This window comes from Nonomuraea sp. NPDC000554 (genome assembly GCF_040300065.1).
In the GTDB taxonomy this organism is placed as follows: domain Bacteria; phylum Actinomycetota; class Actinomycetes; order Streptosporangiales; family Streptosporangiaceae; genus Nonomuraea.
The window spans coordinates 61,694-74,451 of the sequence record NZ_JBEPDC010000035.1; the positions used below are offsets into that span (position 1 = coordinate 61,694).

Below are 12,758 nucleotides of genomic sequence, written 5' to 3' on the forward strand. Positions count from 1 at the left end.
GGCCTGCCATGCGCATTCCCGCCGCCGCCTGCGCGATCGCCGTCGTCTTATCCCTGCTCGTCGCCCCGGCCCGCCCGAGCTCGGCCGAGGAGAAGCCGGCGAGCGTCCTGGACCACGGCTCGTACCTCGCGGGGTTCAACGACCCCGGCTGGTACGAGGCCAACATCCCGTTCGTGGACCTGCCGGACCGGCAGATCCAGGAGGTGTACTACTACCGCTGGCGGGTGTGGAAGGAGCACCTGCGCTACACCAACCCGGCTGACGGGTGGGTGCTGACCGAGTTCCTCGACTGCTGCGGCTACGCCGCGCCGTACCAGGCCATCAACGCGGCGGCCGGGCACCACATCTACGAGGGACGGTGGGTGCGGGACCGGCGCTACCTCGACGACTACGTCCGGTTCTGGCTGACCGGCCCCGGCCAGGGCAGGCAGCAGGTCAACCCGAACGCCCCCGACTGGGCGCACGAGTACAGCTTCTGGGCCGCCGACGCCGTCCACGCCAGGGCCGAGATCACCGGTGACTGGGCCTCCGCCAAGCGGCTGCTGCCCGCGCTGATCAGGCAGTACGACGGGTGGCAGGGCCAGTTCGACGCCCAGAGCGGGCTGTACTGGCAGCTGCCCGTGTGGGACGCCAAGGAGCTGTCACCGGCGTCCTACCAGAGCAGCGACACCTTCGGCGGCGTCAGGACGCTCCGCCCGTCGATCAACGCCTACCAGTACGGTGACGCGGTGGCGATCAGCCGCATCGCCGCGATGACAGGCGACGGCACCACGGCCCGCCGGTTCGCCGAACGCGCGGCCACGCTGAAGCGGAACACGATCGACCGGCTCTGGGACGCCCGCAGGACGTTCTTCTACGACGTCGTCCAGGAGGACAACCCCGGCCTGGACAAGCTCGACACCCGGGAGGACGTCGGATTCGTGCCGTGGCAGTTCCACCTGCCCGACCCGGCCCAGTCGGCCGCCTGGCAGCAGCTCCTCGACCCGCAGGGATTCGCCGCGCCCTACGGGCCGACGACCGTGGAGCGCCGCAGCCGGTGGTTCATGCACGAGGCGTCGCAGGGCTGCTGCCGGTGGACCGGGCCGAGCTGGCCGTACACCACCGCCCAGGTGCTCACGGGGATGGGCAACCTGCTGACCGACTACCCGGCCCAGCCGTACGTGTCGAAGGACGACTACTACCGGCAGCTGCGCACCTACGCGCTGACCCAGTACCGCGACGGCAAGCCGTACGTGGCCGAGGCGCACCACCCGGACGAGGACCGGTGGCTCTACGACGGCCGCGACCACAGCGAGGACTACCTGCACTCCACCTACACCGACCTGGTCCTGTCGGGTCTGCTCGGGCTGCGCGGCGAGGAGGGCGCCACGCTCCGGCTGGCGCCGCTGGTGCCGGCGGCCTGGGACCACTTCGCCGTCGAGAACGTCCCCTACCACGGGCATGACCTGACCGTGCTGTGGGACCGCGACGGCTCTCACTACGGCAGGGGCGCCGGCCTGCGCGTCTACGTGGACGGCTCGCTGGTGCGGCGGGCCGACTCGGTGCGCCCGATGACGATTCCGGTCGGCCCGGCGCGCGAGCATGCCACCGGGCAGGCCACCGGGCGGCTGGTCAACGACGCCGCCAACCCGCTGCGCACCGGCTTCCCGAAGCCCATCGCCTCCTTCACCTCCCGCTACGACAACGAGTGGAACGGCATCGACGGCAAGGTCTGGTTCGACGAGGTGCCGCAGAACACCCGCTGGACCAACTACACCTCGCCCAACACCGAGGACTACTACGGCGTCGACTTCGGCGACCCCACCCGGGTCGGCGACATCAGCTGGTACGGCTACGACGACGGCGGTGGAGTGCGGACCGCCACCGCCTACCGGCTGCAGCACTGGACCGGCACCGCCTGGCAGGACGTCCCCGGCCAGGTCCGCTCGCCGGACAAGCCCGTCGGCAACGGACTGAACCGGATCACCTTCCCCGAGATCACCACCAGCCGGGTGCGGTTGCTGTTCGGTGACGAGCCGGTCGGCGTGGTCGAGCTGCAGGCGTGGAGCCGCTCCAGCGACGCCATGACGCTGACGGCCACTCCGGGGAAGGTCGTCGCAGGCGGCACCGGAACCGTGACGACCACGCTGGTGAACCAGGGGCATCCGGCGAGAGACGTGGCGGTCCGGCTCACCCTGCCCGCCGGATGGACGGCCAGGCCGCTGACCAGTGCGTCCCTGGACCGGCTCAAGCCGGGCGGCGAGCTGGTCACGCGCTGGTCGGTGACGCCGCCGGCCGACGCGAGCCCTTGCCAACAGGCGGCTCTGACCGCCGAGGCGGACTACACGGCCGGAACCAGGCAGACGACCCGGACGCGGGCCTCCCTCGACGTGACCACGGCCGAGCCGCGCGGGCTGCGCGGCGAGTACTACCTCGCCTCCGCACCGGGGAGGTTCGACTTCGCCGAACTCAAGGCCACCGTCGTGGATCCGGCCATCGACTTCGCCGACCTGAACCCGGTGTTCGACAGGCTCACAGGCAGGCAGGACGACGTCACCGTCAGGTGGACCGGGCAGCTTGCCGCTGACCGCACCGGCGACCACACCTTCTCCATGATCGGCGACAACGGCTTCCGCCTGTGGGTGGACGGCAGGCTCGTCATCGACCACTGGGTGGACGACTGGGACGTCGAGCAGACCGGCTCCCCCGTCCGCCTCGAAGCCGGCAGGAACTACGACATCAAGATCGAATACTTCGAGCACTACGGCGGCGCCCACCTGCGGCTGCGCTGGCAGCCTCCGGGCTCCGCCAAGGAGACCGTCCCGGCTTGTTCCTTCCATCCCCCAGCGTGAAAGGACCCTTCGTGCGCAAGACGCTCGCGGTGCTGATCACCGTGCTCCTGACCGCCTTATGGCAGGCGCCCGCCCAGTCCGATGCGCAGTCCGATGCGCAGTCCGCCGTCGAGCGGCACGGGCTGCGTGGCGACTACTACCTCGCCTCGGCTCCCGGCAGGTTCGACTTCGGCGAGCTGAAGGCCAGCGTCGTCGACCCGAGCCTCGACCTGCCCGACCTGAACCCCGCGCTCAAACTGCTGACCGGACGGGACGACGACGTCACCGTGCGATGGACGGGGCAGATCCAGCCCAGGTACTCCGAGACGTACACGTTCTCGATCATCGGCGACAACGGGTTCCGGCTCTGGGTGGACGGCCGGCCTGTGATCGACCACTGGGTCGACGACTGGGACAGGGAGCAGGTCGGCACCCCGATCTCCCTCGAAGCCGGGAAGAAGTACGACATCAAGGTGGAGTACTTCGAGCACTTCGGCGGGGCGAACCTGAGGCTGCGGTGGCAGAGCACGAGCCAGCCGAAGGAGATCGTTCCTGGCGAGGCGTTCACGGTGCCCGACGGCTTCGACCCGCCCGGTCCGGCGGACGCGCGGGTGAACGCCGCCGGCGACGTCGCCACGCTGACGTTCGGCAAGCCGCTGGGCGCGCTGCCCGCCAACCTGACCGAGCACCTGGCCCTCACCGTCGCCGGAACGAAGTGGCCCGTAACCTCCGCAGTCCTGAAAAATCAGGACAAGGTGGAGTTGAGGCTGGGGTATGCGGTTCCCGCCAAGGCCGGTAGCACGCTGAGGGCGGCCTACGACGGGCAGGGCGGGTTCAGCCACGCCGACGGCACGCCGGTCGAGGCCTTCCCCTACGCGTTCGTGCTGAACGAGTCCACCTACGTCCTGCAGACCCGCTGGTCCAAGGAGGTGGACCCGGCCAACCCGCTGCCCGAGTATCCCCGTCCGCAACTCGTCAGAGAGCAGTGGCGCAGCCTCAACGGCACCTGGCAGTTCGCCGCGGCCAAGCCGGACGAGGCCGCCCCGATCGGCCGCGACCTGGCCGAGCGCATCGTCGTGCCGTACCCGGTCGAGTCGCAGCTCTCCGGGATCGGCAGGCACGAGGAGCGCATGTGGTACCGCCGGACGTTCGAGGTGCCACGCTCGTGGCGCGGCGAGCGCGTCCTGCTGCACCTGGACGCCGTGGACTGGCAGTCCACGATCTACGTGAACGGCCGGCAGGTCGGCACGCACAAGGGCGGCTACGGCCGGATCAGCGTGGACGTGACCGACACGCTCAAGCGGGGCGGCCGGCAGGAGCTCGTCGTCGGCGTCACCGACCCGACCGACAGCGGCAGCCAGCCCATCGGCAAGCAGCGGCTCAGCCCCAACGGCATCTGGTACACCGCGAACTCCGGCATCTGGCAGAGCGTCTGGATGGAGCCCGTCGCGAAGGAGCACATCGACCGCGTCGACACCGTGCCGGACGTCGCCGGCCAGGCCCTGCGGGTCACCGTCAGGGGCTCCTCCGGCACCGCGACCGTGACCGCCCGCGACGGCCGCCGCGTCGTCGGCACGGTCACCGGCGCCGTGGGCGCCGAGCTCAGGCTGCCGGTGCCGAACCCCAAGCTGTGGTCGCCGGACAAGCCGTTCCTCTACGACCTGACAGTCAAGCTGAAGAAGGACGAAATCTCGTCCTATTTCGGGATGCGCAGCGTCTCTGTGCAGAACAACCGGATGCTGTTGAACGGGCAGCCCGTCTTCCAGCTCGGCCCGCTCGACCAGGGCTTCTGGCCGGACGGCATCTACACCGCCCCGACCGACGAGGCCCAGCGCTACGACCTGGAGCAGACCAGGAAGCTCGGCTTCAACACCGTGCGCAAGCACGTCAAGGTCGAGAACGACCGCTGGTACTACCACGCCGACCGCCTCGGCCTGCTCGTCTGGCAGGACATGCCCGCCGCGTTCAGCACCGCCGACAGGCCCCAGTTCGAGGCCGAGCTGCGCGAGCTGGTCGACCAGCACCGCAGCAGCCCGTCGATCATCATGTGGGTGCCCTTCAACGAGGGCTGGGGGCAGTACGACCAGGCCCGCATCGCCGACCTGGTCAAGAGCTGGGACCCGTCGCGGCTGGTCGACAACATGAGCGGGGTCAACTGTTGCGGAGCCGTGGACGGCGGCAACGGCGACGTCCAGGACTTCCACATCTACCCGGGCCCCGGCACCCCCGGCAAACCCACCGGCACCAGGGCGGTCGTCCTCGGCGAGTACGGCGGCCTGGGCCTGCCGCTCATCGGCCACACCTGGTCGGGCGGCGGCTGGGGGTACGCGGTCGAACCCGACCCCGCGGCCCTCACCAACCGCTACGTCGACATGGCCAAGGCCCTGGAGCGGCTGCGCTCCTGCGATGGGCTCAGCGCCGCCATCTACACCCAGACCACCGACGTCGAGACCGAGCTCAACGGCCTGATGACCTACGACAGAGCCGTCACCAAGCCCGACGTGCAGCGGGTGCGCGACGCGAACCAGGCGCTCACCGGCAAGCCTGCCTCGCCCTGCGCCTGATAGGAAAGGAACAGCTATGCCCCCCTCCATCCGGACGGCGTCGTTAGCGCTGGCCGTCCTCCTCACCGCCTCCGCGTGCGCCAAGTCGGAGGAGCCGCAGAGCGCGCCCGCCGCCACCAGCACGGCCGGGAAGCAGGTCGTGCAGACGCCCAGCGGCTCGGCCGGGCCCACCTGCACCCTGCAGCAGTTCGGCGGCACCACGTTCGACCTCAAGACGGCCACCGTCGGCTTCTCCCAGTCGGAGAAGGAGGCCAACCCGTTCCGCATCGCCGAGACCAAGTCGATCAAGGACGAGGCCGCCAAGCTCGGCATCGCCGACCTCAAGGTCACCAACGCCCAGTCGCAGTTCTCCAAGCAGATCACCGACGTGCAGCAGCTCATCGCCCAAGGCGTGAAGCTGCTGGTCATCGCGCCGCTGAACTCCGACGGCTGGGAGCCGGTGCTCCAGCAGGCGGCGGCCAAGAAGATCCCGATCATCACGGTGGACAGGAAGATCAACGCCAAGCCGTGCGGCGACTACCTGACGTTCATCGGCTCCGACTTCTACGAGCAGGGCAAGCGAGCCGCCGACCGCATGATCGACGCCCTGTCGAGCAAGGGCAAGGTCGCCATCCTGCTCGGCGCGCCCGGCAACAACGTCACCACCGAGCGGACGAACGGCTTCAAGGACCGGATCAAGGAGAAGGCACCGGATATCCAGATCTCCTTCGAGCAGACCGGCGAATTCGCCCGCGAGAAGGGGCAGCAGGTCACCGAGCAGCTCATCCAGTCCAACCCCGACATCAACGGCATCTACGCCGAGAACGACGAGATGGCGCTCGGCGCCGTCACGGCGCTGAAGGGCGCGGGCAAGGAGCCCGGCACCATCAAGATCGTGTCGGTGGACGGCACCCGCAGCGCCGTCCAGGGCATCGCCGACGGCTGGCTGCACGCGGTCATCGAGTCGAACCCCCGCTTCGGCCCGCTGGCCTTCGAGACCGCCCAGAAGTTCCTCGACGGCCAGCCCATCCCCGACAAGGTCGTCATCTCCGACCGCGACTACGACACCGGCAACGCCAAGGACTCCCTCGGTGAGGCGTACTGACTTGGCCGGCTCGGAACCGGTTCTCGAGGCCGACGGGATCAGCAAGCGCTTCCCCGGCGTGCTCGCTCTCGACGGCGTGTCCCTCGCCCTTCACCCGGGCGAGGTGCACGCCCTCGTGGGGGAGAACGGCGCGGGCAAGTCGACGCTGATCAAGGTCTTCACCGGCGTGTACCAACCGGACGGCGGCGAGCTGCGCTATCAGGGCCGGCCCGCCGCCTTCGGCACTCCGATGGAGGCACAGCGCGCCGGGATCTCCACCATCTACCAGGAGGTCAACCTCGTCCCGATGATGAGCGTGGCGCGCAACCTGCTGCTCGGGCGCGAGCCGCGGGGCCGCTTCGGCGTCATCGACGCCGCGCGGATGTACGGCGAGGCGGAACGCGTCCTCGCCGGGTACGGGGTCGAGACCGACGTCAGACGGCCACTGCGGAGCCTCGGCGTCGGGGCCCAGCAGATGGTCGCCCTGGCCAGGGCCGTGTCGACCGACGCGCGGGCGGTCATCATGGACGAGCCCACCTCGTCCCTCGAACCGCGCGAGGTCGAGACGCTCTTCGGGGTGATCAGACGGCTGCGTGACGGCGGGATCGCGGTCATGTACGTCAGCCACCGGCTCGACGAGCTGTACCAGGTGTGCGACCGGGTCACGGTGCTGCGGGACGGCCGGGTCGCGCACACCGGGCCGCTCGCCCCGCTGGAGAGGCTGAAGCTCATCTCGCTCATGCTGGGACGCGACCTGAGCGAGGTGCGCTCGGAGGGGATGACCCGGTTCTCGCGCGAGCGCCACCGCGCCGTCGGCTCCGCGGACGGGCTCGTCCCGCCGGTGGTCGAGGCCCGCGGGCTGACCCGGCAGCACGTCCTCGACGGGGTGGACGTCTCGGTCAGGCCGGGCGAGGTCGTCGGGCTCGGCGGGCTGCTCGGCGCGGGCCGTACCGAGACGGCCAAGGCGATCGTCGGAGCGATGCCGCTGGACGGCGGGCAGGTGCTGGTGGCCGGGCTGCCGCTGCGCAGCGGCTCCACGACGGCGGCGATCCGGGCGGGCGTCAGCCTGCTGCCCGAGGACCGCAAGGCGGAGGGGATCATCCCGACGTTGTCCGTGCGGGAGAACATCGCGCTGGCCGCGCTGCCGTCCCTGGGCACGGCGGGCGTGGTGTCCGACGCGAAGATCGACCGGGTCGTCGAGATCTTCATGCGGAGGCTGAGGATCAAGGCGGCCTCGCCGCACCAGCTCGTCTCGGAGCTGTCCGGCGGCAACCAGCAGAAGGTGCTGCTGGCCCGCTGGCTCGCCGTCCGGCCCAAGGTGCTGCTGCTCGACGAGCCCACGCGCGGCATCGACGTCGGCGCCAAGGCCGAGGTGCAGGCACTGATCGACGAACTGGCCGAGGAGGGGCTCGGCGTGCTGCTGATCTCCTCCGACCTGGAGGAACTGGTCGAGGGCGCCGACCGGATCCTCGTGCTGCGCGAGGGCGCGGTCGCCGGCGAGCTGTCCGGCGACGACGTGACCGAGGAGAGGATCATGGCAACGATCGCGGAGCAGTCCGATGGCTGAACGGGTCTTCCGCTGGGTGCAGGACTATGGCGTGTACGCCGCGGTGCTGGTGCTGCTGCTGTTCAACGTGCTGTTCACGCCGCACTTCATGGACGCGTCCAACTTCCGCACCCAGCTCGTCCAGGTCACGCCCATCGTGATCGTCTCGCTCGGCATGGCACTGGTGATCGGCACACAGGGCATCGACCTGTCCGTCGGCTCCGTCATGGCGCTCGCAGCCGCCCTCGTCGTGCTCTACCTGGGTTACGGCTGGCCGCCCGCGTTGATCGTGGCCGTGATCGGCGGAGGTGTCGTCGGGGCGGCGGGCGGGGCGCTGGTCGCCTATGTCGGGATGCAGCCGATCGTGGCCACGCTGGCGCTGCTGGTCGGGGTGCGCGGCCTGGCGAACATGCTCGTGCCCCAGCTCGTCGAGTTCAGGAACCCGGACCTGATCGCGCTGGGCAGCAGCTCGGTGGCCGGGATCCCGGTCATCGTGGTGATCGCGGCGGCGCTGACGCTGGTGATGCTGTTCGTGGTGCGGCGCACCACCTTCGGCAGGCAGGTCGTCGCGATCGGCGGCAACCGGTCGGCGAGCGAGCTGTCGGGGCTGCCGGTGAAGCGGGTTCTGCTGCTCGTCTACGTCATCTCCGGGCTGCTGGCCGCGCTCGCGGGCGTGCTGGCCACGGCCCGGCTGCAGGCCAGTGACCCGACCTCGCTCGGGCTGTTCATCGAGCTGTCGGCGATCACCGCCGTCGTGGTCGGCGGGACGCCGCTGACCGGGGGACGGATCAGGGTGCTCAGCACCGTCATGGGCGCGCTGCTCATGCAGTTGCTGTCGGCGACGTTGATCAAGCACAACCTGCCGCAGTCGTGGACCCAGATGGTCCAGGCGGTCATCATCCTGGCCGCCGTCTACGCGACGAGGGAGCGTGGCACCCGATGACCGTCACACGTGAGCAGGTGAGTCGCCTGCTGCAGCAGCACGGCGCGCTCATGGTGCTGGCCCTGCTGGTGCTCGTGGGCAGCCTGGCCTTCGACTCGTTCGCCACGGCGGGTAACGCTGCCAGCGTCGTGGTCTCGTCCTCGTTCCTGGCGATCATCGCGATCGGGATGACGTTCGTCATCATCAGCGGCGGGATCGACCTGTCGGTGGGGTCGCTGTTCGTCCTGGGCGGCGTGCTGGCGGCCTACGGCTCGCAGTACGGCCTGCTCGTCGCGCTGGCGCTGCCGCTGGCGGCCTGCGGCGTCGTCGGCCTCGTCCAAGGCTTGATCATCGCCCGCACCGGGATGGCGCCTTTTATCGTGACATTGGCTGGTTTATTGGGTGTCCGAGGTCTGATGCTTGCCCTCTCGGACGAAGGTGCCACCACCTCCTTGGTGAAGAATCCTGCTTTCGCCGCCCTTGGGCAGAGTGGGGTGCTCGGTCTCACCTACCCCGTCTACATCACCGCGTCACTGGCGCTGGCGGCGATGGTGCTGCTGCAACGGACCGGCTTCGGCCAGAACGTCTACGCCATCGGCGGCAACGAGCAGGCGGCGGCCCTCATGGGCGTCCCTGTCGCCCGCACCAAGGTGTCGGTGTACGTCATGTCGGCCCTGCTCGCGGGCCTGGCCGGGGCGCTGAACGCCGCCCGGCTGTCCTCGGGCGTCACCATCCTCGGCATCGGCCTCGAACTGGACGTCATCGCCGCCGTGGTCATCGGCGGCACCCTGCTGACCGGAGGAGCGGGAGGCATCACGGGGACGGTGGCGGGGGTGCTGCTGCTCGGGGTGATCCAGAGCTTGATCAACCAGGTGGGCAACCTGACGTCGGCCTTCCAGCAGGTGGTGAGCGGCGCCTTTCTGGCGCTGGTGGTGCTGGCGCAGCGGCTGCTCAGCAAGGCACAGCGGCTGTCGTGACAGGCGAACGGGCCCCGGGAGACTCCCGGGGCTCGTTCGTGGTGGCTGCCGTCACCGTCCCGCGCTCGGCGAGGTGACGGGCACGGCCGATCCGGCCGGCTGCGGACGCCCGGCTAGTGGCCCATCACCGGCCTGGCGCCGGCGGCGGGGATCGGCAGGTGCTCACGGATGAGCAGCCAGCTCGCGGCCAGCACCCACAGCGCCGTGAGCACTCCGGGGAGCACCCCCACCAGCAGGCTGTCCGGCCCGAACACACCTCCCACGCTTCCCACCGCGAACGCGGCCAGCAGCTGGATCACGGCGACGACGATGGCGCACCACGCCATCCACATCGGGAACACGTGGGTGCGCATGATGGCGGCGGCCGTGGCGCCGAACGTCGCCGCCACGGCGATGCCGGAGATCGCCCCCATCACCGTCACGGCGGTGTACGGCCCGCCCGCGAGGGCCATGAGCGCCCGGTGCGCGGTCACGGTGTAGGTCATGGCCGCGAGCAGCGAGACCCCGATGAACCCCAGCGCGGCGAGCAGCACGTAGCCGGCCAGGACCATCGCGGGCGTGTCGCTGACCTCGTCGGCCCGCCGGAAGGCGGTGGCCATGGCGATGCCGAACCACAGGAACAGCATCGTGGCTATGCCGAGGAGCAACGACCCGAGCAGGATCTGGGCCCGGTACTGGAGCAGGTACCCGGCGATCGTCGTGGACGACTCCATGACCTTCGGAGCGTTTCCCATCACCAGCCGCCCAATGATCGCGACCACGATCGCGGCGATGCCTGCCATGCCGCCCCATCGGAGCTCGTGACTCTCCTTCACCTTCACGAGAATCACCCCCAAAGAGTACGATTCGGACATCTACCATGATCCGTCATGCCTGCAGTCGCTCCTAGGGTCAAACGTCACATTTTGCGAAATTTGTCATTGCTTTCCCACCGGCCCGCCTGGGGCCTGCGAGCGCTCGCGCCACACACGGCGGCACCGGCGTCTCGCGGTGAGAGGAAGCTTTAGCCCTCCTTTGGCGTGCCCTCATCCGTTGCCGGGCACAGCCACGCCGGGCGCGTCCCTCCTGCCCCCGGTCGCGAACGCGCCCGGGATCGCCACAGGACAGGGGGCTTCACCGCATGGCTAGGCAGACCGTCGCGGAGCAGTTCGTCGACACCCTCACGCGGGCCGGGGTCAAGCGGCTGTACGGCGTCGTCGGTGACAGCCTCAACCCCGTCACCGATGCCGTCCGCCGCAGCCCCGCGATCGAGTGGGTCCAGGTGCGGCACGAGGAGACCGCCGCCTTCGCGGCGGGAGCGGAGGCGCAGCTGTCGGGACGCCTCACCGCGTGCGCGGGCAGCTGCGGGCCCGGCCATCTCCACCTGATCAACGGCCTGTACGACGCCCACCGGAGCATGGCGCCCGTGCTGGCCCTGGCCGCGCACATCCCCAGCGCCGAGATCGGCACCGTCTACTTCCAGGAGACCCACCCGGACCGGCTGTTCGCCGAGTGCAGCCACTACTCGGAGCTGATCTCGCATCCGGACCAGATGCCGCGGGTCCTGCAGACGGCGATCCAGCACGCGGTCGGCCGCTCGGGCGTGGCCGTGGTGAGCATGTCGGGCGACACCGCCGGGCAGGACGCGCCGCAGGTGACCACCGAGCTGGCGATGGCCACCCGGCGGCCCGCCGTCCGTCCGGCCGATGACGAGGTCGCCGCGCTGGCCCGCATGATCGACGAGGCCGAGAAGGTCACGCTGTTCTGCGGCAGCGGGACGGCCGGCGCCCACCCGGAGGTCATGGCGCTCGCCGAGCGGATCAAGTCGCCGGTCGGGCACGCGCTGCGCGGCAAGGAGTGGATCCAGTACGACAACCCGTTCGACGTCGGCATGTCGGGGCTGCTCGGGTACGGCGCCGCCTACGACGCGATGCACGAGGCGGACCTGCTCCTCCTGCTGGGCACGGACTTCCCGTACGCCGCCTTCCTGCCCGATGACGTGTCCATCGTCCAGGTGGACGTGCGGGCCGAGCACCTGGGCCGCCGGTCCAAGCTCGACCTGGCCATCTGGGGGGACGTCCGGGAGACGCTGCGCGCGCTCATCCCCCAGGTACGGGAGAAGGGCGAGCGCCGCTTCCTCGACCGGATGCTGAAGAAGCACGCCGACGCGCTGGAGGGGGTCGTCGCGGCGTACACGCGCAACGTCGAGCGGCAGCGGCCGATCCATCCGGAGTACGTCGCCGCGCTCCTCGACGAGGAGGCCGCCGACGACGCGATCTTCACCGTCGACACCGGCATGTGCAACATCTGGGCGGCGCGCTACCTGACCCCGAACGGCCGCCGCCGGGTCATCGGCTCCTTCAACCACGGGTCGATGGCCAACGCGATGCCCCAGGCGATCGGCGCGCAGCTGCTCGACCGTGGCCGTCAGGTCGTCTCCATGTCCGGCGACGGCGGTTTCTCGATGCTGATGGGCGACTTCCTCACCCTGGTGCAGTACGACCTTCCGGTCAAAGTGGTGGTCTTCAACAACTCGTCGCTCGGCATGGTGGAGCTGGAGATGCTGGTGGCGGGGATGCCGCCGCACGCCACGTCCTACCCGCACACCGACTACGCGGCGATCGCCCGCGCGGCCGGGGCGCACGGCGTCCGGGTCGAGGACCCCAGAGACGTGCGGGACGCGCTGCGCGAGACGCTGGACCACCGGGGCCCGGCGCTCCTCGACGTCGTCACCGACCCGAACGCGCTGTCCATGCCGCCCCGCATCACCCGCCAGCAGCTGACCGGCTTCGCCGTGTCGACCAGCAAGATCGTGCTCAACGGCGGAGTCGGACGGATGGTCCAGCTCGCCCGCGCCAACCTGCGCAACATCCCACGCCCCTGACCGTTCCGCCCTC

General features: G+C 70.1%; 8 protein-coding genes. 7 read left to right on the forward strand and 1 reads right to left on the reverse strand.

Annotated features, from left to right (window positions below; genetic code table 11):
- Positions 1–8 precede the first annotated feature (8 nt).
- Genes ABT294_RS43395 through ABT294_RS43420 form a run of 6 tightly spaced genes read left to right on the forward strand, consistent with a single transcriptional unit; the run spans position 9 to position 9,882 of the window.
- Positions 9–2,831, forward strand: a complete 2,823-nt coding sequence (locus ABT294_RS43395) for an MGH1-like glycoside hydrolase domain-containing protein (RefSeq protein ID WP_350812321.1) — start codon at positions 9–11, stop codon at positions 2,829–2,831.
- Between the two features lie 11 nt (positions 2,832–2,842).
- On the forward strand, positions 2,843–5,374 hold the full coding sequence (locus ABT294_RS43400) for a PA14 domain-containing protein (RefSeq protein WP_350812322.1): 2,532 nt from the start codon (positions 2,843–2,845) through the stop codon (positions 5,372–5,374).
- Between the two features lie 16 nt (positions 5,375–5,390).
- Positions 5,391–6,458, forward strand: a complete 1,068-nt coding sequence (locus tag ABT294_RS43405) for an ABC transporter substrate-binding protein (protein ID WP_350812323.1) — start codon at positions 5,391–5,393, stop codon at positions 6,456–6,458.
- Entirely contained in the window at positions 6,445–8,004 is a 1,560-nt protein-coding gene (locus tag ABT294_RS43410; protein ID WP_350812324.1) for a sugar ABC transporter ATP-binding protein, read from the forward strand. Before ABT294_RS43405 ends, ABT294_RS43410 begins: the two co-directional genes overlap by 14 nt.
- On the forward strand, positions 7,997–8,926 hold the full coding sequence (locus tag ABT294_RS43415) for an ABC transporter permease (RefSeq protein ID WP_350812325.1): 930 nt from the start codon (positions 7,997–7,999) through the stop codon (positions 8,924–8,926). The genes ABT294_RS43410 and ABT294_RS43415 overlap by 8 nt, the downstream gene beginning before the upstream one ends.
- Positions 8,923–9,882, forward strand: a complete 960-nt coding sequence (locus tag ABT294_RS43420; protein ID WP_350812326.1) for an ABC transporter permease — start codon at positions 8,923–8,925, stop codon at positions 9,880–9,882. The genes ABT294_RS43415 and ABT294_RS43420 overlap by 4 nt, the downstream gene beginning before the upstream one ends.
- A 113-nt stretch (positions 9,883–9,995) precedes the next feature.
- Here the strand turns inward: ABT294_RS43420 and ABT294_RS43425 are convergent, their stop codons facing one another.
- A complete protein-coding gene (locus tag ABT294_RS43425) occupies positions 9,996–10,712 on the reverse strand; it encodes a hypothetical protein (protein WP_350812327.1) in 717 nt (238 codons plus the stop codon).
- A 290-nt stretch (positions 10,713–11,002) separates the two neighbouring features.
- Here ABT294_RS43425 and ABT294_RS43430 point away from each other — a divergent pair, with 290 nt between their 5' ends.
- The gene (locus ABT294_RS43430; protein ID WP_350812328.1) at positions 11,003–12,745 is read left to right on the forward strand and encodes a pyruvate dehydrogenase; all 1,743 of its coding nucleotides are present in this window, start codon (positions 11,003–11,005) and stop codon (positions 12,743–12,745) included.
- The last annotated feature ends 13 nt before the right edge of the window (positions 12,746–12,758 follow it).

What these genes read in the sequence shown, in the direction of transcription:
- ABT294_RS43395 (WP_350812321.1), top strand. Translation starts at nt 9, where the DNA reads ATGCGCATTCCCGCCGCCGCCTGCGCGATCGCCGTCGTCTTATCCCTG.
- ABT294_RS43420 (WP_350812326.1), top strand. Translation starts at nt 8,923, where the DNA reads ATGACCGTCACACGTGAGCAGGTGAGTCGCCTGCTGCAGCAGCACGGC.
- ABT294_RS43415 (WP_350812325.1), top strand. Translation starts at nt 7,997, where the DNA reads ATGGCTGAACGGGTCTTCCGCTGGGTGCAGGACTATGGCGTGTACGCC.
- ABT294_RS43430 (WP_350812328.1), top strand. Translation starts at nt 11,003, where the DNA reads ATGGCTAGGCAGACCGTCGCGGAGCAGTTCGTCGACACCCTCACGCGG.
- ABT294_RS43405 (WP_350812323.1), top strand. Translation starts at nt 5,391, where the DNA reads ATGCCCCCCTCCATCCGGACGGCGTCGTTAGCGCTGGCCGTCCTCCTC.